This is a genomic window from Rhizobium sp. WYCCWR10014, assembly GCF_001657485.1.
Lineage (GTDB): Bacteria > Pseudomonadota > Alphaproteobacteria > Rhizobiales > Rhizobiaceae > Rhizobium.
Genome location: NZ_LXFU01000030.1, coordinates 93,593 through 116,223, shown reverse-complemented (window position 1 = coordinate 116,223; position 22,631 = coordinate 93,593). Strand labels below are relative to the sequence as shown.

Here is a 22,631-nt window from a genome sequence, read left to right as displayed (position 1 = left end):
CCGTTCTCACTGTGTAATTTCTTGCTGAACGCGCACATAGTTACGCAACTATTGCTCGCAGCAGGACTGGTCACCGCTGTGGACCGAAAGCTTGCAGCCATCCTTTCCACCGATGTTGCCGGCTCCAACCGCCTTACGGCGCTGGACGAGGAGAGCACGGTTCGTGCACTCAATTTGTGCCACAATCGGATCGCCGATTTGGTGCGCGAGCATGGTGGCCGTATCTTCGGAAGCGCAGGCGACGGCCTCCTCGCTGAGTTCCCGAGTGCTGTCCAGGCGTTATGGCTACGGCCTTTGTCTCATCAGCTCTTGTGGGGCGCACAACTCTCTCCCACAACGAGCGAGGGCTGGAAGACTATGTTCCGGGCGTCGGCGCCAGAGCCGCGATTGATCCGGTCCACGAGCAAACGTAGTGCTTCGTTGGTCATATCGATTACCGGATGCTCTGTGCGCGTGAGACGCGGGCGAAGACCCCCGATGCCGGGAATAGTGTCCGTAGACGCGATCGAGATATCATCGGGGCATTTAAGGCTGAGATCGGCCAGTGCTCTCATCACGCCAAGAGCCATAACGCCGTTGGCAACATAGATGGCGGTAGGGGGCTCAGGTTGAGTCAGAAGCTCACGCGCGACGGAATAAGCGATATCCTCCCGAAATTCGCCGGCGCGAATATGGTTTGGTGCCGGGGTTAATCCGCGTGCTCGCATGGCTTCCAGCATACCCTCAAGACGGCCGCGGCCGGTCGTTAGATGCAGGGGGCCGGTGATGGTCCCAATCCGTGTATGGCCTAGATCCATCAGGTAGTTGGTGACCTGCCGGGCGGCAGCGACATTGTCGATGGTGATCGTATCTGTGTTCTGCCCCTCGACGGTGCGCCCAAAAAGCACAGTCGGGATCGGCTCCCCTTCGCTATCGCGCTGCGGCTGAGTGGAGACGACATCGACCGGAACCAGAATGATCCCGTCACAGGACAGAGCTCGGATCCGGGCAAGGATGCGCCGCTCGTTTTCAGGTTTTTCGTCGCTGTTGAACAGGACGAGCGAATAACCCCAAGCAGCCACTGCCGCCTCCGCCGCCCAGACAAGCCGCGCAAAGAACGGGTTCGCGAGATCGGCAACGACCAGTGCCAGCAACTGGCTGCGACCGCGCTTCAGACTGCGGGCTGCCTGCGAGGGCGCATAGTTGAGTTCGCTGATCGCGGCGAGCACGCGGGTGCGCAGCTCCGGGCTGACGTAGGCCGAGTCATTGACGACCGCCGAGACCGTCGCCGTCGACACCCGCGCCCGAGTCGCTACATCTCTAATGGTCGCCATTTCCCATCCGCATTTTTCTACAGCTAATCGTTTCGCTAAGATCGATGCGACAAATCGCGAAATTTGTCTATATAAATTGGGGAAAATACTTGCGTCGTTAACCGAAATCGAGAATGCTAGCAAAACGGTTAGCTACCGTTCGCCCAGCGAACGTGGTAAATTGACGTGGGAGGAGGAAGCTATGAATTCCAGTATAACAACACTGTTGATGACGGCCGCGATCTTGGCGGCGATGCCGGCGCACGCCGAAGACAAACCGCTGATCGGTCTCGTTTCCATCGCAGCGACCGAGGCCAACAACGTTCGCTACATTAATGGTGCCAAGAAGGCTGCCGAAGAGCTCGGTTATGACGTCTCCGTCGTCGATGCCGCGGGCAGCGCCGACCAGGCGAACGCGGCCATCCAGAATTTTGCGCAGCGTGGTGCCTTTGCAATCGTCGATCTCGTCTTTCCGGCATCGTCGATCGGCGCCGGTCTCGATGCGGCCAAGCAGGCCAATATTCCTGTCGTGACCTGGGGAGGCGGGCTAGGTCTGAGCGTGGCGGCGACCAACGGTTCCGGAGCGCCGATCGCCGAGCCTGTCATCAAAAAGATGATCGATGACATGGGCGGCAAGGGCGAGCTTCTGGCGCTGACCTACCGCACCGGAGAGGTCTGCCGAAACCGTGAAACGCTGATGGACAAGATGCTGGAGAGCCACGCGGACATCAAGGTGACCAAGAACGAAGTGCGAATCCCCGGATATTTTGAGGACGGCGCGCAATATGCAAATGCCTGGCTCGCCTCGCATCCTCCAGGAGATGAAAAGCTGGCGATCTGGGGCTGCTGGGACGATCCGGCCATCGGTGCGATCGGTTCGCTTCGCTCGCAGGCGCGCGATGACGTCATGGTCTATGGTGTCAACGGAAACGCCCAGGCGATCGAAAATATAAAGAACGGTCACATGACCGCGACGGCCTGGGAAGACAGCTACACCGAAGGTTACAATATGGTTAAGCTATTGGCGGACATCAAAAAAGCCGGTGCGGACTGGAAGCCTCAGGCTGTGGAAGTGCCTGCCGTCCTGATTACCAGGGATACGGTGGAGGATTTCCTGAAACAGCACCCGGATGCCGTCCAGTAGGCAGGCTTGAACCTTAGATCGGAAGAGAAGCAAATGCTTGCGTCCAATCCAGAAAAGGAGGCGTCGATCACGCCTCCATTTCTTGTTGCCCGTGGCGTTCGGAAAGCCTATGGCGGCGCCCAGGCATTGAAGGGCGTCTCGATGACGCTTCGCGCCGGCGAAATTCACGGACTTGTGGGCGCCAACGGCGCCGGCAAATCAACCTTCATCAAGGTTTTGGCGGGACTAACACATGCCGATGCGGGCGAGGTGTTGATAGACGGCAATCCGGTCACCATCGCGACGCCGGCCGTCGCTACCGATCTCGGCATGAGTTTCATCCATCAGGAACTCGCCTTCGTTCCCGGAATGACGGTTTTGGAAAACATCATGCTGGGCCTGCCGAAAAGAACATGGTTCGGGATCGTCGACTGGAAGGCGATTGCCAGGGATGTCGAGCCTGTCGCCCGACGCGTCGGCATCAGTGCCCCGCTGAACGCCAAAGTGAAAGATCTTTCGACGGCGGAGAACTGGCTGATCAACATCTGCCGAGCGCTGATGCGAAAGGCGCGGCTGATCGTCATGGACGAGCCGACCGCCTCACTATCCGCGGCCGAAAGCGAAAAACTGTTCAAGATTATCCAGGACCTCCGAGATTCCGGCGTTACGATCCTCTACGTCTCGCACCGGCTCGACGAAATTCTCACCCTGTGTGGCAGCGTTTCCGTTTTCCGTGACGGTAACTTCATCACAGTCATCGATAAGCCCGATCTCACGCGTGCTGCACTTGTCGAGGCGATCGTCGGCGGCCTGGTCGAAAATCTGAGCCATGAAAAGGACGATGCGCGCAAGGATGTGATCCTCTCCGTCGCAGGACTGACACGGCTGCCGAAAGTCAAAGACGTTTCTTTCGAACTGCATCGCGGCGAAGTGCTCGGCATTGGCGGACTTGTCGGTGCCGGCCGAACGGAGCTGATCCGGCTGATCTACGGCGCCGATCGTGCTGATGCCGGGCTGATGATCCTTGACGGCAGGGCGTTCCTGCCGAAGACGCCGGCCCACGCGGTCAAGGCCGGGCTGGGGCTCGTGCCGGAAGAGAGGCGCGCAGACGGATTGGTGCTGACAAAGAGCGTCGCCTTCAACCTCCAGCTCTCCAACCTCGCCAATATTGTCCGCAGCCCGGCAGTGCCTTTGATCGATTATCGCCGCCGCGAAAATCTATCTTCGCGGATCGTTCGCGATCTCTCGGTCAAGACGCATTCGATCGAGACCCCGGTCGGCCTTCTGTCCGGCGGCAATCAGCAAAAAGTGGTCATCGGCCGCTGGCTTCTGCGCCAGCCGAAGGTCCTTATTCTCGACGAGCCGACGCGAGGCGTCGACATCGGCGCCCGAGCCGACATACATAGGCTGATCCGGAATCTCGCGGCAGGCGGCATGGCGGTCATCGTCGTCTCTTCGGAGCCCGACGAGTTGCCCGACCTTTGCGACCGCGTGCTCGTCATGGCCGAAGGTCGCGTCGTCCGCGAGCTGACAGGCGCGGGTATAACCCGCAATGCGCTGGTCGAAGCAAGCTATGCTTTCGAAGGCACCGAAAGGAACTGACATGAGCGACCTGGCCGTATCGACCCGAAGCCTTTCACCGGCAATGAAACGTGCGCTTGGGGCCTTCGCCCGCTATGCGACGATCATAGGGCTCCTGGCTATGATCGCAGCCTTTTCGATCTTGTCGCCGCGCGCCTTTCCGACGATCTACAATTTCACCAACGTGTTGAACCAGACCTCGCTGGCGATGATCATCGCCGGCGGTCTGACGCTTGCCGTCATCGTCGGCGAACTGGACCTCTCGATCGGTTTTGCTGCATCCCTGCACGGGGTATTGGTGACGGGCCTGATCGTCTCCAGCAAACTGCCGATCGGTGTGGCGATCCTGATCGTCATCCTGCTCGGTGGCCTGATCGGCCTCGTCAACGGTTTGATCGTCACCAAGGTCAAGGTCAATTCGGTCATTGCCACGCTCGGGGTTGGCACAATTCTGACTGGCCTGTCTTTCGCTTATTCGGCCGGCGTGCCCATCACCGCCGGTGTGCCAGAGGCATTTCTGCAGGTTTCGCTCGGCCGATGGCTATTCGGTATTCCAAACAATATCGTCATCATGGTCATTGTGCTTGGCGCTCTCTGGCTTCTTGTTGAGCGGACCGCGCTCGGCCAGGAGATCCAGGCGGTCGGCGGTAATCCTTCGGCTGCGCGGCTCGCCGGGATCAATGTGGACCGCATCAAAATCCTGGGTTTCGTCATATCGGGCATGTGCGCAGCGCTGACCGGCATCCTGCTTGCTTCACGGCTTGGCAGCGGCACGACAAGTGCAGCCGATCCCTATCTGCTGACCGCGTTTGCCGCCGTCTTCCTCGGCTCGGCGACACTGCGCGACGGCGAGTTCCATGTCTTCGGCACCTTCATCGGTGCAATGATCATCGCATTTGGCTTTAACGGCCTCAATATTTTCGGCGCACCGACCTACTCGCAGTACATTTTTCAAGGCGCCATCCTGATCATCGCCGTCGGCCTCTCCAGCCTCGGCCGCATTCTCTCGCAGCGTTAGGAGCATATGATGTCCAATCATTGGGAGGTCCACGTCATCGAATTTGCACGGTCGAAAGACCAGCCGCTGATCGATCTCGTCAACGGTGCCTCGCCGTCAACGGTCCTCGACCTGCCTTTCGGTTTCGTCCTGGCGCGGAACGGAGAAAAGAATGTGCTGATCGACACCGGCTTTCTCAATGAAGGCAGTGGCGAGGAGTTTTCCAGGAAATTTGGCATTCCCGAATGGATCTCGCCGGTGCGCATGCTCGAGGAGCTCGGCGTCAAGGCAGAGGATGTTACCGACATCGTGCTCAGCCATGCCCATTTCGACCATATGGGGTCGATTTCGGCATTCCCCAAGGCTCGGATCTTCATCCAGAAGCGCGAATGGCTGTCCTGGAACGAAGCGATAGCACTACCGCCACAATACGGTTTCCTGACGGCCATCATCAATCCGGACAACATGCGCTCGGCTTTTGACGCGGCCGTCGAACATCGCCTGATGCTGGTCGATGGTGACAAGGACAATATCCTGCCTGGAATCCATGTTCGCCTTGGCGAAGGCCACACGCTCGGGCAGCAGTTCGTAATTGTCGAAACCGCGCGCGGACGATTGCTGGCGGCGGGCGACTGCATCTATTCGAAGCTCAACCTGACCGGACATCGGCACGACGGCGTCTTTGCGCCCCTGAACAACGGTATTGGCAGCATCTGGAAACAGTTGGAGACCATGGATCGCATCAACGAGGAGATAGCAGGCGACATGTCGCGATTAATCATGATGCACGACAATGATCGCTGGGCGCATTTGCCGCTCGTCAGGGAAATCGAGGGCTTCAAGATCCTCAAGGCGTCCTGAACTTCGGGAGTAGCGGTGAGATCTTCGACGCCGCAGGATTGCTCCTGCGGCTAACACCAAATCCAGGGCAACAGGATCAATCAGTCAAAGAGCCTTGTTCGATCCCTGGAGACATTTTGCCAAGCGCCCAGATCAAGCAAATCCTCGTTGCGGAGAGACTATTCCCGCAAAGCCTCGCCGAGCGAAACCTGATAGCCTGCTGTTAAGAAAAACTGATAACTTCCAGTTTATCGCTCCCCTTATAGAACGATTATCGAGAGGGGCAGATGAGCGTTAAAGTGCGCAGACCTATTTGGGTAAAAATGACCGGTTACGGGTTCGGAGCCGTCTTGTTCGCGAGCGCCGCCATTGGTGGGCAGGCATGGTACCGCCAGTCGATCGCGAACGACGATGCCCTCCAAAGCAGGGCACGCAGCGACCTCTCCCTGATCCAGACTGACATGGGCGCGACCCAGAGGGCGGCCGCCGCTCTCGCGTTGGCGCTCGCAAGCGATCCGGATACCGCAAAACTCATTCTCGGTAAGGAGAGAGAAGCCATACTGACCAAGTATGGTTCTGGTCTTCCAGCGATCTCGAAGGAGGGCGGTTTGCAGTTTGTAACCTTCGTCGATGTGAAGGGCTCGGCCATCGCACGTCTCCATGCTCCTGACAAATTCGGCGACGACATGACCGGACGCCGCAAGATGGTGGTAAAGGCTCTGTCGACTGGCAAGGTGGCTGCGGGGATCGAACCAGGCCGGGCGAGCATTGGCATGTATGCTTCCGCACCGGTCGTCCAAGACGGTAGGGTCGTCGGCGTCGTCGACGTTGGTACAGAATTGTCCAATCCATACTTCGGGCCGATCGCCGATCGTATAGGCGGTGAGATCGCGGTCAATGTGGTCGCGGACGGGAAACTTCAGCTCCAGGCCTCCACCCTCGATGGCAAGTCGATGCTGACTGCCGAACAGATTCAAACCGCGTTCGCCGGCAAACCAGTATTCGATGAGATTTCCTCCGGCGGGCGGGATATCCTGGTCCAGGCCGTGCCGTTCACAAACTTTTCCGGCGATCCGCTCGGCGTCTTGGAAATCGGTGCCGACGCAACAGAACTGCTCGCTGCAAGCTCCAGCGCCCTGTGGGCGACTGTTGTAGGAAGCGTGTTCGTGTCGCTCTTGTCTCTGGTCGGCTTCCTCCTGTTCGCTCGCACATTTTCCAAAGTCATCGGCAATCTGACCGGTACGATGTCGCGTCTCGCTGAAAATGATCTCGACGTCACCATCGAAGGCAAGGATCGATCGGATGAGATCGGCGCTATGGCCTCGGCCGTCGAGGTGTTCAAGGAAAATGCTGAGAAGGCCCGCAGCCTTGAAGTCGAGGCAACCGCAAATCGCCAACAGACGGAAGAGCAACGTCAGAAGACAGCGGAACTCGATCGCAAGCGTGCCGCGGATATGGCTGTAGCGACACAGTCGCTCGCCGAGGGTCTTCGGCAGCTCTCGCGCGGGGATTTGACCTATCAGATCGTCAATCCTCTTCCGGCCGATTTCGAGGCGCTGCGCGCCGATTTCAATCAGGCTGTCGGACAGCTTCGCGAGACACTGAGCGCGGTGGCGCGATCGACCACCGCGATTGACAGCGGCTCGCGCGAAATCAGTGCGAGCGCCGACGACCTTTCGAAGCGCACCGAGCAACAGGCAGCATCGTTGGAGGAAACCGCCGCTGCTCTCGATCAGATCACCACCAATGTCGCGAATTCGACCAAGCGCGCCGACGAGGCGCGAAGCGTCGCCATTCAAGCCAATGAGAATGCCCGCCAGTCAGGCGTTGTCGTTGCTTCCGCCGTAGACGCTATGGGAAAGATCAAACAGTCGTCGGGCCAGATCTCCAACATCATCGGCGTGATCGACGATATCGCCTTCCAAACGAACTTGCTGGCGCTCAATGCCGGTGTTGAAGCGGCACGGGCCGGCGAGGCTGGAAAGGGCTTTGCCGTCGTGGCTCAGGAAGTCCGCGAACTGGCTCAGCGTTCTGCAAAGGCTGCAAAGGAAATCAAGGAACTCATTCGGAATTCCAGCGCGGAAGTGGAAAATGGCGTAACGCTGGTCAGCCAGACTGGCGAAGCGCTCAAGGCTATCGAAGCCTTCATCGTTACGATCAATCAGCACATGGATTCGATCGCAACGTCGGCGCGCGAGCAGTCGATTGGCCTTTCGGAGGTCAATACCGCCGTCAACCAGATGGATCAAGTTACCCAGCAAAACGCGGCCATGGTCGAGGAGGCGAACGCAGCCAGCGGCACTCTGGCAAACGAGGCAGGCAACCTGCGGAGCCTCGTATCACGCTTTAAATCGGAAACGTTTAGCACAGCCGCCGCGAGTCCCGTCTATCCGCATGAAACAAAGCCTCAACAATCGCCTGTGCGCACGATGATGAAACGGGTTGCGAGCTCGTTCGGGTCAAATGCCGTTAGGGATGAATGGCAGGAGTTCTAAACTGGGGAATGCCGCGCGATGAAAAGGATTATACTGACCTTTCGGGTCTATCGCGCAGTTACGCTTCATTAACCATAAGCGCTTAAAATGAAGAGATCGACGCGTTCTCCTCCCTACGCAGTCGAAGCAATACCTGGGCCTGAGATATTGTTCTCGGGCCCCCTTTTCATCCTTTCAGCCAGTGCAGCGACAGCCTCAAACGCCCCGGCCCGCCCAGGCGTTCGAGCCGCTCGACGATGGCTCCGAGTTTCGAGAAGAGTTTAGTGCCGGGCGAAGATCAAGTGCCCTCAGGTCTTGTTGGCCCTGATAAAACAACACTTTGGCCACGAGGGAACCGTTCAGCATCGGCATGGGCGAGATCGACCCCGGACGGCACTTCTGACATCTGAGATACGGGTGAAGTTCACGTCGAGCGCAAGCCTTCAACCAGCTAGCACAATCACGCCCTCCCTATTCGTTCATATCTTCCCCACCGGCGACGACACGATTCTTTTTCAAGAGGACCTCCAGTGTGACCGGACGAAGCTCTTGCCCATCGACCCCGACGTCGTATTGGCGACGGAGAGGCTTCAATCTGCCATGGGAGTGGCCGTGCAGGTTGATCGACTTCTTGCTCATCTGGTTCCAAGTCCGAAAAGCGTAATGGCACAGGACGAGATGATGTCCGTCGTGCTGGAGTTCGGCGTAATGCTGCACGCTCTCCCATCCCGGTGAATTTGTGGTCGTCGTCGGGTCGTTGTTGCCCACAATCAGGTGCTTTCGACCGTTGAGCCTCGCAAGCAGCTCGGAGCACTCGCCAGCGCTTGCCGACATGAAGTCTCCCAGATGCCAGACCTCGTCATCAGTGCCGACGGTCTGGTTCCAGTTCCAGATCAGGGCGTCGTCGTGTTCGACCATGTTGGCGAACGGGCGTTTGTCGAGGCGCAGGACGCGCGAGTCTCCGAAATGCGTATCGCCGGTGAAGTGGATCATTTGCGGTAACTGGGGCTTGGTGTTCGAACGTCGATTCCTGGATGTTCCATGAGGAGGACAGCCGGGGATAGGATCTGAGCGACAATCCGAAAGCTGGCTTGCGTCTTATTTAGCTCCAAGACTTCGCAGACAAGATGTTCGTCAAGGATGCACAGTTAGACGTCTACGACGCGATCGTCGAGGAAAGTGGAACTTCAGACCGCCAATGATCGCATCTCGATCCTGCTGAGGTCGATCGGGCGCCGAGGCCGGGATCCGTCAAGCCATTGCCGGGCACCCACCTTTATCGCAACAAAAAAGGCCGGGGCGAAACCGCACCGACCTTTCCGACATCGCTCTCAACACCAGTGCCAGTACATCCGTGGTCAAAAGTAAAAAAGCGACTTCGGCAGTCGCGAACGCTCTCGTGGAACACTCACCAGCAACGCCGATTAAGCTTAAATAGTCGGGCACTGTGTTCGTTTCAAGGCCCATCAAACCGCGCTGCCTCGAGATTCGACCTTTTTGGACGTCGAGGATCGCCAGAACCCTCGGCACGATTAGCGAAGCAGTCCGTCGCGGCCGAACTCCTCCGTTGACCTTTGAAACAAGACTGGTAGTCACGGTTACAGAAGGTCCTTCGCCCCGCGGTCCCCCAGGACATGCTGGGCGACGTCGATTGTCTACAGCATCGTCCTGCACGGGCGGCAAAGCGCGCCGACCGCTCATCTCGCGGCTTACATCTTTTTCTGGTAGGCGGTGTCCACATAGTCGTGAGACGTGTGTCACGCTGATTTCACGTGATTTCGAAGCCTTGACTAAGTATCTTCGCGATTTCGCTAGGACGATTGATAGAACGCTTTGTGAATCGATCGCGTACAGACAGCGCCAGACGTCGCGGTGACAAGGAGTTCACGTGACGATCAACAATCTGCCCCCGGGATGGCGGCGGTCGGAATGTTCAACTCGGTCATGTCGCAGTGCAGGGAGACAGCGTAACATGCAATTTCTGGTCCATTCAAAGACGATCGCCGAACTAGAATACGACGGCAAGACCTGCCACCTACGGGTGGTCTACAAAGACGGGCGAGTTCGGTCAGTTCCCGATATGGCTCCCACGCTCGTATTGAAAATCGTCGCGCAGGTCCCCGTCGAGCGATCTCCCTATCTCATGCGAACCGCAATCTGAGGTTCGGCGAGTGGCACGGGCATTTTCAATCTTCCTGTCAATGATCAGGATGGCGGATTTGGCTTGCCGAGGTGGGGCACCTACCGTCAAATTTGATCGGCCGCGCTTGAAATGATCCGACCGCGGTCGTCTGATCGCGGCGAAACTGACGCGAAAAGCGGTCAGGCTGGAAGTGGGTCGGAGCAGACTTCGCAATCGGAGCCACGTAACGTCACGAGCGCGCTCGATCGTAGCAACCTTTCCGGTCGCATGAGTTCCAGCGTGTCAACCGAATAGATTCTATGCTTGGATCATTCAAAGGAGAGCGGGAGTCGATTGGCCCACCGTGGCCCCCATTGTCGTTTCAAACCAAAGCGCCAAATCGCTGAGGTGGCCAACTTCGCCAGGATTATTCATCCGAAGCGGCCAGGGAGGAACGCAGCATGGATGCAAACAGCGGGCTCATCGAGAATAAGGTCGCCGCAGACCATAGCCAGGAGGACGCAGTCGTCATTCCGCGCGCGATAGAGAACCATGGTGTGATCGGCGATTTGGCGACGATCGCGCTTGTCGCTACCGATGGCACGATCGACTTTCTGTGCTGGCCCGATTTCGACAGTCCGACAATTTTTGCCGCGCTGCTCGACCCGCAACGTGGTGGCAAGTTTCAGATCGCTCCGGAGCTTGCAGACGCTCGCGTGACGCAGCAGTACCTTCCCGATACGAACGTCCTCCTCACACGTTGGATGGGCGACAAGGTAAGCGGCGAACTCACCGACTTCATGTACGTGAAAGACAAGCGTAGCGACGGCTCGAGCATGGTCGTACGGCGCTTTCGTGCGACGCGTGGAAGTTTAAAGGTGCGTATGTCGTGCGCTCCTCGGTTCGAATATGCGAGAAGACAGCTCCCGGCGGAGTTGGAAGAGGGCGCTGCAATCTGGCGGCAGGCGAACGGCGAAGTTCTACGGCTTTTGGCTGATGTGCCACTCGCCGAGATCGATGGCGCCGTTGTCGCAGAGATTACCCTCCAAGCTGGAGAGTGTATCGATTTCATTCTCGACGACGGTGATGACAATGCGGCGGCTTCGACTTCGGAGGAGATGGAAGAACAGACAGTCGCCTTCTGGCAGAACTGGGCGAGACAGTCGACCTATCGCGGACGCTGGCGCGAAATGGTCAATCGCTCTGCGCTGGCATTGAAGCTCATGACCTCGCGCAAGCACGGGTCGATCGTCGCCGCCGCAACATTTGGCTTGCCGGAAACCCCCGGTGGCAGCCGCAACTGGGACTATCGCGCCACCTGGATACGCGACGCCTCCTTCACAGTGTATGCATTGATGAGGCTTGGCTATCGCGACGAGGCGATGGCATTCAACGACTGGATCGGCCAGCGGGCGTCGGCATGCGACGTCGGCGGACGACTGAAGATCATGTATGCGATCGACGGCGGCGAGGTGCCTAACGAGGCCAGCCTCGAGCACCTGCACGGCTATGGCGGTGCGGCGCCCGTCCGGGTGGGAAACAACGCTGCAGAACAGTTCCAGCTCGACATCTACGGTGAGCTTCTCGACTCGATCTATCTGAGCAACAAATACGGCCACGCAATCTCTCACGATCACTGGGAGGGGGTTCGAAAGGTTGTGGAGTTTGTCTGCGACCATTGGGAGGATCCTGACGCCGGGATTTGGGAGATGCGCCGCGAGCCACAGGAGTTCCTCCATTCCAGGCTCATGTGTTGGGTGGCGGTCGATCGGGGAATACGTCTCGCGACCAAGCGATCCCTCGCGGCGCCTTTTTCCAAGTGGCATAACGTCAGGAACGACATTTACGAAGACATTTGGAAAAACTTCTGGAACGACGAGAAGGGGTACTTTGTGCAGACAAGGGGCGGCGACACGCTTGACGCCTCGCTGCTACTCATGCCGCTGGTGAGGTTTGTCAGTGCCACGGACCCGAGGTGGTTGTCGACCTTGACGGCGATCGGCGACCAACTAGCGGACGACGGTGTCGTGCACCGATATCGAAGTAATGACGGCCTTGACGGGGAGGAGGGCGCCTTCTCAGCCTGCTCATTCTGGTATGCGGAGTGTCTCGCACGAGCGGGGGACACCAAGAAGGCTCGCAGGGTCTTCGAGTCGGTTCTGAATTATGCCAACCATCTGGGGTTATATGCCGAGGAGTTTGATACCAAGGCGCAGCTCGCTGGCAATTTCCCGCAAGCCTTTACTCATCTCGCTCTCATCAGCGCAGCGTTCTACCTAGATCGCGAGCTCGATGATCGAAACAGCCAGGAATGGCGGCCGTAGATCAAGGCGCCGGAGGCTGGGCTACAGCCAGCCCCCGGCCTTTCGCGCGCCATCAGGCACGAAGCAACGCCAGCAGGTCGGCGTTCAAGCGGTAATTGTCGACATGCAGCAGCCCAATGGGAGCCACCTTCGTAGACAATGAGTTTCGCATTTGGAACGACCCGGCGGTCAGTTTTGCGGAGATTTCCGGCGGGACGATCTGGTCGTCGCTGCCGTGGACCACCAGCGCGCGTCCGACGCCGCGATTGTAGCCCCTTTTAGCAGGTTGCGCCGGGAAGCGCTGTCGGGTGTTGAGATCGTAGACATGAGGAAACTCCGTGAAAATTGTGCCGCCTTGGGGGCGCGATTGGCGACTGTGGTTTGGCGTCGGTGCGGTGTCGCACCGCTTTCGTGCGGAGGGATCAGAAGCCGAGCCTGCGCAGATCCTCCGCGACGAACATCTGGCCGCTGCGATTCTTGACGCTGGGCAGCTCGGAGACTTTTGCGCGCCAGGACTTCAGCGCGGAATGATCTTCTGGGATGGTAATGCCGGCGGCGTCGGCAAACATCAGCCCGGCAAACACTGTAATGTCGGGCATCGAGAACACATCGCCGGCGACGAACGACTGGTCCTGCAACAATCTGTCGAAATATGTCATGCCGGCGAGTGCCTTGTCGCGCTGGCGGTTGCCCCAGTCCTGACGGCCGGTCCATTCCGGGCTCTTGAACACCTGCAGCTCGGCGCCGAGGCCCGGCGTCGCGTGATGGAAGTAGTTGCCGACCGCATCGAGCAGCTCGGTCTCGGCCCGCTTCTGCATCATGTGGATGACGGCCTTTTCCTTCGGCGTCTTTCCGGTGAGCCGCGGATCGCCGTCGAGGTTGTCGAGGTATTCGGTGATGGCTGTGGCTTCGCTGATGTAGGTGCCGTCATTGAGCTGGAGCACCGGCAGCACGCCCGATGGGTTCTTTTGGAGGAAAGCCGGCTGTTTGTGCTCGGCGCCGATGAGGTCGACGGAGACGAACTCCACCTGCGGTTCGAGACCCTTCTCGGCGAGCACGATGCGGATGCGGGCCGGATTGGGAAACCCGGGGCGATCGAAGATTTTCATGGGAGACTCCTTATCTGTCTATCGATAGATAGATTGCAGTCGTCGTTTATTCCTTCCCTTTTCCGGGGTCAACAACTATCTATCGAGTGATAGGTAAGGATCGATGATGGCCAAAACCAAAACGGATATGCGCGAGGCAGTCATGTCCGCCGCAAAAGCGACGGTGCAGGCGCACGGTTATAATGCGCTTAGCTTTCGCGAGCTGGCAAAAGAAGTGGGCATCAAGAGTGCCAGCGTGCACTACCACTTTCCGACCAAGGGCGATCTCGCCGCCGCATTGGCGCGTCGCTATACCGAGGAAGGGTCGGCGTTTCTGGCGGAGTTACTGGCGACCTCCGAGGAGGCGACCTGGTGCATGGACAGATACACCGAGATCTTTCGCGCGGCCCTGGCCAACGACAATCGCATGTGCCTATGCGGCATTATGAGCGCCGAACTTGACGACCTTCCCATGGAGGTTCGAACCGAGGTTGCTAAATTCGCTGCGATGAATGTCGGCTGGCTGACCAAGGTCCTCTTACGGGCAAGGCCTTCGGCGAGCGATCAGGACCTGCAGGAGCACGCGATGGCGATCTTCGCAGCGATCGAGGGGGCCCAGCTGGTGGCGCGCGGCTGCCGGGACATCGGCGTCTATGACCGGTCGATCAGAGCCTACCGAACGACAGGTCTCATCCCTTGACGGTTGACGGCACCACGCGGTTCCATTACGTCGCGCCTAGGTCGTCAAGAGCCAGATCATGAGGTCGGTGAGGATGATTTTCATCGCGGACATGCCACGTTCCTTTTATCTTGACTAGAGCCCGTTTGCCACCGAATGGCATAGCGTCGGCGCACATGCGCCGACGAGTTGTAACTGTCGCCTTTTCGTGCGCTCGCGATCCCCACTGTTAAATCGATTGGCGATCACTGCCCTGCGGACCTGCCTTCAGTGCATCGACCTTGGTTACGACACGCTCCTTAACGGCATCGTGGGCATCTGAGGCGATCGAAGCGGCCTCTTCGTAGACCTCGGTCGCCACCTCTTTGCCTTGGTCTACAACCTCCAGCGCTTGAGCGCTGAGCTTGTCTGTGGTGGCATCGGAAGCCTCGCCGAGCAACTCGTCTTCAGTGTCGGTGTGCGGCAACGCTGCGCCGATAGCGGCTCCGACCGCGAAAGCCAGAGCGCCCCCAACCAGCGGCTGATCGCGGAACTGCGTGAGGATCAGTTCGTTGAGCTTGCTGGTTTGCTGTTGGAGACTTGTCGCCGCTGAAGACGATTGGGCAGACAGCGAGCTCGCGGCCGCGGACGCACGGGCACTCATCACGCTTGTGGCGCTTTTTGCCTGCTCCCATTTCTCCGCCGCCCAGCCAGTTGCCGCGTCGAACATTGCACCCGTCTCGTCGGTGATCTGATCGACCTGTCTGCCGGTGGCATCCGCAAACCCCCGATAAGTCTTGCCTGCTTCATCGACGAAGTGACCGGCACGGTGTCCGCTTTCATCAGTCAGCGCCTTAAGCCTCTTGCCAGAGCTGTCTGCGAAGTGACTGTAGCGGGATCCGTTCTCGGTCTCCGGGGGGCCAAGACGGCGGACCGCGCCGTTGGCCGGATAGAGCGGATATTCAGGTTCTGGCTGAGGGCTGGCAGGCGGGCTTGCGGAGGTCCCCTTGGCCATGAGCCACGCAAGGCTCACACCCATCAATGCGACGGGCAGTGGATTTGCCTTCAGAGCCTGGCCGAGGTTGCTGACATACTCTCCCCCGCCGCTGCCTTTTGCGTAGGCAAGGACCTCATCGACCAGTTGGCCTGGCGACATCCGTTCCTGAATGGCGTCGATGCGATCTCCGATGCGCTGGCGATCCTGATCGATCTCTCTTTGAAGATCGGCGGATGTTTTTTCGGTTGTGGTTTCCATCAGATCTTTTCCTTCACAACGTCGACGTCGCGGCGAAGCGAGGTCGCGGTTCGATCCAGTTTCATGCTGCTTCTACGAAGTGTAGTGAGGCCTCGAGAGACCATCGCCCACGCGATGAGAGCGATGACCACGCCGACGATAAGGGAGGCGAGCGCACCGGCGCTTGTTTCGGTGAAACCTTGAGTAACCAGAAGGGCCGCAACCCCGGCAACCAAGGCGCTCAGCAGGACGCCCACAGCGCCCACCGCAAGGACAAGCCCGAAAATAACCACTTCGATGCCGTTGAGCGCTTGCGTGAACTTTTCGGACACCTCCGTCTTCGCGAGATCTATTTCCTTGCGTAACAGGCCCGTGACATCAGCAACGAGACCGCCAATCAGCTCTGAAAGGGGAACACTGTCGGGAGATTTAGCCATTGGTGTAGCCTCCCGTTGCAGATGGCTCCCTGGGCGTAGCCGGAGGTGTCCGCCTCGTTGCCTGTGTTGGCGCTCGCTTGGCGGAAGCCGTCAAAAATCTGCTCGCGGTCAATCCCGCAAGTGCTGCAATCCCAAGAAAGGCTAGCGGCTGCTTGCGGCCGAATTCTTCAGCCATCGCCGCGATTTCGCCGATGTCTTTGTCTTTCATCTGCGTGGCGAAGCCTTGGACGCTTCGTCCGATCTGCTTGGCATAGCGTCCGACCTCCGGTTGGTCGGATGCTTCCAGTTCAGCGCCAACCTTTTCAAGCGCCGTTGCCACGCCGCCAACCTGGCGGGCAGCGAAGTTCGCTTGATCGGAAACCACCTCTTTGACCTTCTCGACGGCGGTATCGGCGCCTTCTTTTATGGTGTCCCTGGCGGCGGTCACGTCATCAGCCAACTTCTCCTTCAATCCCGCGAGTGTCGCGGAAGGTTGGGGCGACGACGTCGCATCCCCAGATTGCAATGATGTCGCGGATGACGGCCTTGGCCTGCCATCGATTTCTGTGAACTCGTTTGACACTGAAGCCTCCCATGACTGAACGAACGGCGACTGCCGCACCCACGAACCTCGAGCGGCTGGCTTTGTTCCCACCTCCGCCTCCCGGAGCAATTTTCAGCCTCATCGCAGTCGCCCACGGCATTGCTGGTTTTGTTTCATGATGGCGCGGATTCGGCATTTGGGGTCGTTGTCGAGATCCTCGTGGGGCCGTTTCGGCTCGGGTTCACGTTCGAGAACGGTTGCGTCCGTCGCCGGCACTCCTGACATGGCAAGATAGGCGCCACTCAGCATCACGACGATGCCGATCACATCCATTGCGGTGATCTGCTCGCCGAAGACTGCGGCGCCAAGGGCGACAGCGATCACTGGTGACACGAAGGCATAGCTGCCTGCGCGAGATGCGCCGATGTCCCGCAGCAGGCGCATGAAGGTCGTGTAGCCGATCAGCGAGCCAAAGATCACCAGGAAGAACCAGCCGAGCCAGGCGACTGTGCCCCAGTCGCCTGAGAGGGCGGCGACTGCCCCCGGTTCGAAAGCCAGGGCTGCAATCAGCAGCACGATGCCTCCGACTAGGGTCGTCACACCTGAAACGAGCAAGGCCGGATAGGTTCGCAGAAGTGGACGGGCCAGCACCGATCCGTAGCCATAGGTGAAAGCTGCTGATGCAACCGCCAATCCGCCCCATAGTCTCGCGCCTGGGAAGGCTTCAGCAGCGGGCAGACTTCCATTGGCGGCGGCCGGCCAGAACAGGACGACCAGTCCACAGACCCCCAGAGCGATCGCAAGGATGCGACGGCCATCCAACGTCTCTTCGTTGAGAAGGAGCGCAAACACCAATAGCGCGATGGGGGTAAGCGACATTTCCAGAACGGCGGCAGTCCCGGAATCGATATATTGCATGCCCCAGAACAGCGGACCGTAGCAGAGCGTAATCATCAGGATGCTGACGACGGCGAAGCGAAAGCCGTCTTGCACCTTGAAGCTCGCAGTCTCTTCTTTGGCCAGTGTATAAAGAAGAAGCAAAATACCGGCCGCGGTGAAACGGGTGCCGGCAAACAGGAGAGGCGGAACGGCCTCGATGCCCGCCTTCGTTCCGATCCAGGTGCTTCCCCAGATCATGCACAGCATCAGAAAGCGCAGCTGATTTTTGTTGACGTCGGCCAGCATGACGGCTCCGATCATTGTAACGAGTAAAATTTAGTTATCTCGTTACAACCCGCTCTTGTTGAAATCGTTCCGCAGAACGATATTCACATCATGGACAGGCAAAAGACGATCGATGACATCAGCCTTCTTGGCGGTCATCCGGCACTCGACTTCGTCAACACGGTCGATAGTCGCGGTGGACGTTGGGGGCCGGATTTCCTGAATAGCTACGATGACCTCGTGGCCTGGGCCTGTCGCCTCGATGTGATCGACGACAAGGAACGCGACGCCTTGCTGGTCACGGCTAACAGATCTTTGTCGGACGCCGAAAAAGAACTCGGCCAAGCAAAGGACCTGCGGGAGGCCCTATACCGACTGTTCCTGTCCGAGTTTGATGAAAGCCAAATTAGTCCGAATGATCTCGAGCTTGTTGCCGACATGGTCAGACGTAGCCTATCGCAACAAACATTGGGCCAGGTTGGAGGCATCATCGAGTGGCGTCGCGCCGACGCCAAAGACTTGGATGCGATCAGCAACCGTATCGCCGTGTTGGCTGCCCAGTTGCTGACGTCGCGAGCCGAACGCCGTCCTGTGCGCGCGTGCCAGGGTCGAAATTGCGGCTGGCTTTTCCTTGACCAGTCTCGCGGCGGTCACAGGCGGTGGTGCTCGGACAAAACCTGCGGATCAAATGCAAGAGTGCGCAAGTTTCGGGCCGTGCAAAGCGACTGAAGTTCGGGTCATTACCAACTAGTCAAGGCGCCGGCTCAGGACGACGTCGGGGCCGGAACGCCCCGCGGCCAGACCAGCAATTGAGCGCGAATTCGGGGCTTAGACCGCTTCGTCGGCGGAACGTGGGGCGCGGCTACAAGAATCAGCGATCCGAGTGGAACGGAAGAGGTGAGGCGAAGTTCACTCATCAGAGGAGAACCCCAATGTCCATTGATGATCGTCCAGGTTTTACGGACGCCGAACTGCTTGAAAATATGCCGGCTCTCAGATCGTTCGCCAAACGCTTCAACAGTTCGACGAGCGATATCGATGATCTTGTTCAGGAAACGCTTGCCAAAGCGATCGCGCATTCCGGGAATTACCAGCACGGCACCCAACTACGCTCTTGGTTGTTTACGATAATGCGCAATACGTTCTGCAGCAAATTCAAAATATCCAAGCGAGAACAGGTCGGCGGAATCAAAGATTCCGCCGCTTGGGCGTCTTCGCCGCCATCGCAGATCTGGGAGCTACGCGGGCGCGAGCTAGAGGTCGCGATTTCCACCTTGCCGACGAATTATCGAACCGCCGTTATGCTGATATTTGTTGAGGGTGTGAGCTACGAGGCCGCTGCAAATCAGTGCGGCGTGCCGATCGGGACAATCAAGAGCAGGGTCAACCGGGCTCGCCATCATCTGACGAAGGCGCTCGACAGCGAGTGATCTAGTGGTATTCGCGGGCACTCTGGCCGAACAACGCTTCCGCGATCTTTCCCAATTCGGTTGGCTTCTCGCAAAGCGCGAAGCCTGTAAATCTTACGGGAATTACCGACGGGTCGAAGGCAGTGGCGAAGACAAACGGGATATCGCGGCGCTCAAGCTCGTCCGCGACCGGAAACACTAACTCGCCCTCCAGATGAACATCCAGGATTGCCGCGTCGATCTCCTCATTCTCGACAAGATCCAGAGCGGCGCCTACACCAGCAACCGGACCGATAACGAATGCGCCGGCCCTTTCAAGCTTCCGCCGTGTCTCATCTGCAAGAAAGTATTCATCTTCGACGATCAGCACGCGCTTACCTGCAAAGAGCTCGATGGCCAATTTTTCCAAATCCTCGCTCCTCTGACCCATGTGCCGGGCCGACATAGATGATTTGTCCGCAGACGAGCGAGTGTGGTACCAGTCATCGCGGGATTAAGAAACCAGAGGCAGTCATTCGATTGGCTTGTTTGGACCGGTCCCCGGCCCGATCTACGCGATCTGCTCAGAACCCTACCCGTTTTACCCCACCTTGAATACGGCCTCCTCTGAAGGCCTTGACCGGTCCGCTTGCGATTTCGCTTCGGCGTCCTGCCAGCTGCTCATCGTCCTTCCGCAATGCCCCTTTGCCCTGCGCTCGCTGGAGAGCGTTCTCGGTCGCCGTCCATTCTACGTCTCCTTCATCGGGGTCGAACCGACCGACATGCCGTAGCGGCGATTGTTCACGGCCCATCCAAAGAAGGCCGGAACATTGGAGGGGCGTTGAGGTTGGTTGTTGAAGATCAGGAGAATGACGATGAGCGGAGCTGAGTGGGCGATATCGTTAGGAACGCTGACGCTCATGTGCTGGATTGGAGCGGGTCTTGTTGCGGTGATACTCGGCACCAATAAACTCCAGAATAAGGAAGTGGGAAAGGGTTCCCAAGTCGTCACTCTCTGTCTGACTGCGGCAGGCCTGATTTCAGCGGTCGCAATGGCCGCGGCAATAGTATTGCTGTGACATTTGCGGATGATGATCAGACCTGGCGGCTAGATCACTTCCACCATCATTTCGAGGTCAGTCCGCGGATTCGCGTCAAATGCATTCGAAGGTCCGGCAGGATCTTTGCAGCCGTCCGTTTGAGCTGCCCATCCGGCCCCTGCTTTGAATAGCTGTCGAAGAGATTCACGGCTTCTTCATGGGCGGTCCTTGAGTGGAAAGATAGGCCTGATCAAGGTTGGCGGCGTCGCTTTGCCGGAGGGCGGCCAGTTTCGCAGTATACTCTGCGTCAAGCGCGGCAGGCAGTTCGATGCCGTCCTTTTTCGCGGCATCGTTCAGAACAGGCCCGGCCTTGCCGTGATCCCTGATCATGTCTTGCGCGAACTGTTTGGCGTCATCGGCCTTTCCGCTCGCAATCTCGATCTTCGCGGCCTCGATCTCGAACAAGTTCGACATGGCGGCCTTCGACGCGAAGTCGGTGGCGTGCTGCTTGGACGCGTCATCTGCCGCCGTGGTGGAAAATGCAGTCAAGCAGACTAGAAGGGAGGCGAGAACGGTTTTCATCGAGGTCTCCATCAGAGGAATTGCCGTCTCCAACCTCAGCGCGCGGCAAATGTTCCGGAGATTTTTGCCAAGCCGCAATCGGATCTGCCCTCGACGAAAAGTTTTGGAACTTCCGCATCGGGCCGCGGTTTGGTGCGGTCCACCCTAGGGAGTTTTATGATGACGAATTCGAACCACCAGTCGCAGCGCCAGGAGCCTGAGCAGGTGACGGAGAGCGCGACAGACGCGAGACAGGGGCGATACGGCAAGCCTGTGCTTGCGGTACTTGTGAGTGGTCTCGTGCTAGCGATCGTTGCCTGGGGGGCGGCCGAGATCTGGGGAGAAAGCATCGACAACGATACGAAACCCACGGCATCGACGGCCCCCGATCAAAGCAACGCCCAGCCTCATGGCGCCGGAACGTTCGACAACAACCCGGCTGGCGGCGGCAGCCGGCCGCCCGAAGCTACCGATCGCGATCCTACGCCTCAAGGCAATGGCGGCGGTCCGACCATGGTGACGACACCCAGCGGCACCGAGAAGATCCGCTAATGCAAAGGCCCCAATACGCATGGTCGGCTGATTCTAGTATCCTCCGGTGACCCGACAGGGCCAGGAAGAAAATGCGATGGTCCGAATGACGAACCGCGCGCGCACGAACGAGCAGCGTCGTGGCCACACCTCTCTGGTGCGAGAACGTAGGGATGGCTTCGACCTCGTAGTGGCTTTACTACCAACGCATCACCTGCCTCGACATCGACTTCCGCAGAATCGTCCATCCATCTTCACACCGGGATCCTGATCGTGGCTGCAAGGCCTCCCGGATCGTACTTGAGTTCGACCTTTCCGCCGAGATGAGCGCAAGTACCCTCGATCAACTCGGTGCCATAACCGCGGCGCTTGGGCGACGTGATAGGTAGGCCATTTTTTTCCAGCCACTCGCAGCTTAGATAAGTCCGGCTTCTCGGACCGGTCTCGACTGTCCATGTGAGATGGATCTGCCCATCGGGAACGGACAAGGCACCATGCTTGACCGCATTGGTGCCGAGTTCATGGAATATCATGCCGACCGCGAGAACTTTGGAACTGGCAAGGGTCACCTCCGGGCCCTCGCAATGAAGACGCTTGACGCCGGGCTCGCCGATCGATTGCCGCACCAGCACTTCAAAATCGGTGGTCTCGCCGGTAGATGCTATTTCCTGCGCACGAAGCGTGACCTCAAGTCGCCCGAGGAAGACGGCGCGATATTCGTCGGCAGTCCGATCCTCAGTGTCCGTCTGCAGGGCGATGGCGCGTGTCACCGCAAACAGGTTCCTCAGGCGGTGCCGCGTCTCTGCAATAATGAAATCTCTCTCGGCGTCATGGCGCCTGCGCTCCGAAATATCATCGAAGAGGATCAGGATGTTTGTGCTGTTATTGTCGGGATGAATGAGACGACGCGCATCGACAAGAAAGGTCCGCTGCCCGATTGCGGGAAAATTATGCGTTACTTCAAAGCCGATAACGGTGGTTGCTTTTGGGATCACCGACGCGATTAGGTGCCGGAGCTCGGCTATTTCCCATTGGCCGTTGCCGAGACCAAAAAAGCTTCGCCCCTGGACGTCATCCCGTTCGACCTCGAAAGTCCGCAGGAACGCGTCATTGGCGCTCGTTACGCAGAGACTATGATCCAGAACGACCGTCGGCTGAGTCATCGTATCGGCGACGCCCTGAGCCTGCACGTGTCCGCTTCTCAGCAAGCGGTAAAGGTCTTCCAAAATCATCTCTGCGCTTTCCTTTGGCACAAGGAGTGAATTTCAATATGCT

General features: G+C 58.5%; 22 protein-coding genes and 1 pseudogene. 11 read left to right on the top strand and 12 right to left on the bottom strand.

Going from position 1 to position 22,631, the window contains the following annotated elements:
• Positions 1 to 302: 302 nt before the first annotated feature.
• Entirely contained in the window at positions 303 to 1,313 is a 1,011-nt protein-coding gene (locus A6U98_RS11390) for a LacI family DNA-binding transcriptional regulator (protein WP_082933880.1), read from the bottom strand.
• Between A6U98_RS11390 and A6U98_RS11385 the strand changes: the two genes are divergently transcribed.
• The 5 genes from A6U98_RS11385 (at position 1,303) to A6U98_RS11365 (ending at position 8,328) form a co-directional block, all read left to right on the top strand.
• Complete coding sequence (locus tag A6U98_RS11385) at positions 1,303 to 2,436, top strand: sugar ABC transporter substrate-binding protein (protein WP_245304509.1); 1,134 nt, start codon at positions 1,303 to 1,305, stop codon at positions 2,434 to 2,436. The two genes, A6U98_RS11390 and A6U98_RS11385, sit on opposite strands and share 11 nt — an antisense overlap.
• A gap of 33 nt (positions 2,437 to 2,469) precedes the next feature.
• Positions 2,470 to 4,017, top strand: coding sequence for a sugar ABC transporter ATP-binding protein (locus tag A6U98_RS11380; protein ID WP_064649862.1), 1,548 nt, complete (start codon positions 2,470 to 2,472; stop codon positions 4,015 to 4,017).
• 1 nt (position 4,018) lies between these two features.
• Entirely contained in the window at positions 4,019 to 5,014 is a 996-nt protein-coding gene (locus A6U98_RS11375; RefSeq protein ID WP_064649861.1) for an ABC transporter permease, read from the top strand.
• A 9-nt stretch (positions 5,015 to 5,023) separates the two neighbouring features.
• Complete coding sequence (locus tag A6U98_RS11370; protein WP_245304508.1) at positions 5,024 to 5,854, top strand: N-acyl homoserine lactonase family protein; 831 nt, start codon at positions 5,024 to 5,026, stop codon at positions 5,852 to 5,854.
• Between the two features lie 266 nt (positions 5,855 to 6,120).
• Positions 6,121 to 8,328: a methyl-accepting chemotaxis protein gene (locus A6U98_RS11365; protein WP_064649859.1), complete on the top strand. Its 2,208-nt coding sequence runs from the start codon at positions 6,121 to 6,123 to the stop codon at positions 8,326 to 8,328.
• Between the two features lie 450 nt (positions 8,329 to 8,778).
• Here the strand turns inward: A6U98_RS11365 and A6U98_RS11360 are convergent, their stop codons facing one another.
• Complete coding sequence (locus A6U98_RS11360; RefSeq protein WP_064649858.1) at positions 8,779 to 9,300, bottom strand: hypothetical protein; 522 nt, start codon at positions 9,298 to 9,300, stop codon at positions 8,779 to 8,781.
• Positions 9,301 to 10,279: 979 nt separating this feature from the next.
• On the opposite strand from A6U98_RS11360, the gene A6U98_RS38115 reads away from it, so the two are divergent.
• On the top strand, positions 10,280 to 10,468 hold the full coding sequence (locus tag A6U98_RS38115) for a hypothetical protein (protein ID WP_064649857.1): 189 nt from the start codon (positions 10,280 to 10,282) through the stop codon (positions 10,466 to 10,468).
• Positions 10,469 to 10,890: 422 nt separating this feature from the next.
• The gene (locus A6U98_RS11350; RefSeq protein WP_064649856.1) at positions 10,891 to 12,753 is read left to right on the top strand and encodes a glycoside hydrolase family 15 protein; all 1,863 of its coding nucleotides are present in this window, start codon (positions 10,891 to 10,893) and stop codon (positions 12,751 to 12,753) included.
• A gap of 52 nt (positions 12,754 to 12,805) precedes the next feature.
• Here the strand turns inward: A6U98_RS11350 and A6U98_RS35725 are convergent, their stop codons facing one another.
• Both A6U98_RS35725 and A6U98_RS11345 read right to left on the bottom strand, forming a co-directional pair.
• Complete coding sequence (locus tag A6U98_RS35725) at positions 12,806 to 12,976, bottom strand: hypothetical protein (RefSeq protein WP_245304507.1); 171 nt, start codon at positions 12,974 to 12,976, stop codon at positions 12,806 to 12,808.
• Between the two features lie 178 nt (positions 12,977 to 13,154).
• Positions 13,155 to 13,841 carry a glutathione S-transferase gene (locus A6U98_RS11345; RefSeq protein ID WP_064649855.1) on the bottom strand — a complete coding sequence of 229 codons (687 nt, stop codon included), beginning with the start codon at positions 13,839 to 13,841 and terminating at the stop codon, positions 13,155 to 13,157.
• Between the two features lie 103 nt (positions 13,842 to 13,944).
• Between A6U98_RS11345 and A6U98_RS11340 the strand changes: the two genes are divergently transcribed.
• Entirely contained in the window at positions 13,945 to 14,520 is a 576-nt protein-coding gene (locus A6U98_RS11340) for a TetR/AcrR family transcriptional regulator (protein WP_064649854.1), read from the top strand.
• A gap of 208 nt (positions 14,521 to 14,728) precedes the next feature.
• Here the strand turns inward: A6U98_RS11340 and A6U98_RS11335 are convergent, their stop codons facing one another.
• The 4 genes from A6U98_RS11335 to A6U98_RS11320 form a co-directional block, all read right to left on the bottom strand.
• Positions 14,729 to 15,733: a DUF3618 domain-containing protein gene (locus A6U98_RS11335; protein ID WP_064649853.1), complete on the bottom strand. Its 1,005-nt coding sequence runs from the start codon at positions 15,731 to 15,733 to the stop codon at positions 14,729 to 14,731.
• Positions 15,733 to 16,149 carry a phage holin family protein gene (locus A6U98_RS11330; RefSeq protein WP_064649852.1) on the bottom strand — a complete coding sequence of 139 codons (417 nt, stop codon included), beginning with the start codon at positions 16,147 to 16,149 and terminating at the stop codon, positions 15,733 to 15,735. The genes A6U98_RS11335 and A6U98_RS11330 overlap by 1 nt, the downstream gene beginning before the upstream one ends.
• Positions 16,142 to 16,654 (bottom strand): nutrient deprivation-induced protein, encoded by a 513-nt coding sequence (locus tag A6U98_RS11325; protein ID WP_245304517.1) that lies wholly within the window; start codon positions 16,652 to 16,654, stop codon positions 16,142 to 16,144. The genes A6U98_RS11330 and A6U98_RS11325 overlap by 8 nt, the downstream gene beginning before the upstream one ends.
• Before the next feature lie 156 nt (positions 16,655 to 16,810).
• Complete coding sequence (locus A6U98_RS11320) at positions 16,811 to 17,857, bottom strand: EamA family transporter (protein WP_064650069.1); 1,047 nt, start codon at positions 17,855 to 17,857, stop codon at positions 16,811 to 16,813.
• A 90-nt stretch (positions 17,858 to 17,947) separates the two neighbouring features.
• Here A6U98_RS11320 and A6U98_RS11315 point away from each other — a divergent pair, with 90 nt between their 5' ends.
• Complete coding sequence (locus tag A6U98_RS11315) at positions 17,948 to 18,565, top strand: ABATE domain-containing protein (RefSeq protein ID WP_064649850.1); 618 nt, start codon at positions 17,948 to 17,950, stop codon at positions 18,563 to 18,565.
• Between the two features lie 203 nt (positions 18,566 to 18,768).
• Positions 18,769 to 19,266 (top strand): sigma-70 family RNA polymerase sigma factor, encoded by a 498-nt coding sequence (locus tag A6U98_RS11310; RefSeq protein WP_064649849.1) that lies wholly within the window; start codon positions 18,769 to 18,771, stop codon positions 19,264 to 19,266.
• Position 19,267: 1 nt separating this feature from the next.
• On the opposite strand, the gene A6U98_RS11305 is transcribed toward A6U98_RS11310, so the two are convergent.
• The 3 genes and pseudogenes from A6U98_RS11305 to A6U98_RS11290 all read right to left on the bottom strand — a co-directional run bounded on the left by A6U98_RS11305 (position 19,268) and on the right by A6U98_RS11290 (position 20,846).
• Positions 19,268 to 19,675: a response regulator gene (locus A6U98_RS11305; protein WP_156667844.1), complete on the bottom strand. Its 408-nt coding sequence runs from the start codon at positions 19,673 to 19,675 to the stop codon at positions 19,268 to 19,270.
• A 297-nt stretch (positions 19,676 to 19,972) separates the two neighbouring features.
• Positions 19,973 to 20,188 (bottom strand): hypothetical protein, encoded by a 216-nt coding sequence (locus A6U98_RS36745; protein WP_156667833.1) that lies wholly within the window; start codon positions 20,186 to 20,188, stop codon positions 19,973 to 19,975.
• Between the two features lie 161 nt (positions 20,189 to 20,349).
• A pseudogene (locus A6U98_RS11290) lies at positions 20,350 to 20,846 on the bottom strand (DUF4142 domain-containing protein).
• A gap of 159 nt (positions 20,847 to 21,005) precedes the next feature.
• Between A6U98_RS11290 and A6U98_RS11285 the strand changes: the two are divergent.
• Complete coding sequence (locus tag A6U98_RS11285) at positions 21,006 to 21,377, top strand: hypothetical protein (RefSeq protein WP_197496374.1); 372 nt, start codon at positions 21,006 to 21,008, stop codon at positions 21,375 to 21,377.
• A gap of 233 nt (positions 21,378 to 21,610) precedes the next feature.
• Here A6U98_RS11285 and A6U98_RS11280 read toward each other — a convergent pair whose 3' ends face one another.
• Complete coding sequence (locus tag A6U98_RS11280) at positions 21,611 to 22,588, bottom strand: PAS domain-containing protein (RefSeq protein WP_064649845.1); 978 nt, start codon at positions 22,586 to 22,588, stop codon at positions 21,611 to 21,613.
• Positions 22,589 to 22,631 lie beyond the last annotated feature (43 nt).

What these genes read in the sequence shown, in the direction of transcription:
- A6U98_RS11385 (WP_245304509.1), top strand. Translation starts at nt 1,303, where the DNA reads ATGGTCGCCATTTCCCATCCGCATTTTTCTACAGCTAATCGTTTCGCT.
- A6U98_RS11390 (WP_082933880.1), bottom strand. Translation starts at nt 1,313, where the DNA reads ATGGCGACCATTAGAGATGTAGCGACTCGGGCGCGGGTGTCGACGGCG.
- A6U98_RS11380 (WP_064649862.1), top strand. Translation starts at nt 2,470, where the DNA reads ATGCTTGCGTCCAATCCAGAAAAGGAGGCGTCGATCACGCCTCCATTT.
- A6U98_RS11375 (WP_064649861.1), top strand. Translation starts at nt 4,019, where the DNA reads ATGAGCGACCTGGCCGTATCGACCCGAAGCCTTTCACCGGCAATGAAA.
- A6U98_RS11370 (WP_245304508.1), top strand. Translation starts at nt 5,024, where the DNA reads ATGTCCAATCATTGGGAGGTCCACGTCATCGAATTTGCACGGTCGAAA.
- A6U98_RS11365 (WP_064649859.1), top strand. Translation starts at nt 6,121, where the DNA reads ATGAGCGTTAAAGTGCGCAGACCTATTTGGGTAAAAATGACCGGTTAC.
- A6U98_RS11360 (WP_064649858.1), bottom strand. Translation starts at nt 9,300, where the DNA reads ATGATCCACTTCACCGGCGATACGCATTTCGGAGACTCGCGCGTCCTG.
- A6U98_RS38115 (WP_064649857.1), top strand. Translation starts at nt 10,280, where the DNA reads ATGCAATTTCTGGTCCATTCAAAGACGATCGCCGAACTAGAATACGAC.
- A6U98_RS11350 (WP_064649856.1), top strand. Translation starts at nt 10,891, where the DNA reads ATGGATGCAAACAGCGGGCTCATCGAGAATAAGGTCGCCGCAGACCAT.
- A6U98_RS11345 (WP_064649855.1), bottom strand. Translation starts at nt 13,841, where the DNA reads ATGAAAATCTTCGATCGCCCCGGGTTTCCCAATCCGGCCCGCATCCGC.
- A6U98_RS11340 (WP_064649854.1), top strand. Translation starts at nt 13,945, where the DNA reads ATGATGGCCAAAACCAAAACGGATATGCGCGAGGCAGTCATGTCCGCC.
- A6U98_RS11335 (WP_064649853.1), bottom strand. Translation starts at nt 15,733, where the DNA reads ATGGAAACCACAACCGAAAAAACATCCGCCGATCTTCAAAGAGAGATC.
- A6U98_RS11330 (WP_064649852.1), bottom strand. Translation starts at nt 16,149, where the DNA reads ATGGCTAAATCTCCCGACAGTGTTCCCCTTTCAGAGCTGATTGGCGGT.
- A6U98_RS11320 (WP_064650069.1), bottom strand. Translation starts at nt 17,857, where the DNA reads ATGCTGGCCGACGTCAACAAAAATCAGCTGCGCTTTCTGATGCTGTGC.
- A6U98_RS11315 (WP_064649850.1), top strand. Translation starts at nt 17,948, where the DNA reads ATGGACAGGCAAAAGACGATCGATGACATCAGCCTTCTTGGCGGTCAT.
- A6U98_RS11310 (WP_064649849.1), top strand. Translation starts at nt 18,769, where the DNA reads ATGTCCATTGATGATCGTCCAGGTTTTACGGACGCCGAACTGCTTGAA.
- A6U98_RS11305 (WP_156667844.1), bottom strand. Translation starts at nt 19,675, where the DNA reads ATGGGTCAGAGGAGCGAGGATTTGGAAAAATTGGCCATCGAGCTCTTT.
- A6U98_RS11285 (WP_197496374.1), top strand. Translation starts at nt 21,006, where the DNA reads ATGACGAATTCGAACCACCAGTCGCAGCGCCAGGAGCCTGAGCAGGTG.
- A6U98_RS11280 (WP_064649845.1), bottom strand. Translation starts at nt 22,588, where the DNA reads ATGATTTTGGAAGACCTTTACCGCTTGCTGAGAAGCGGACACGTGCAG.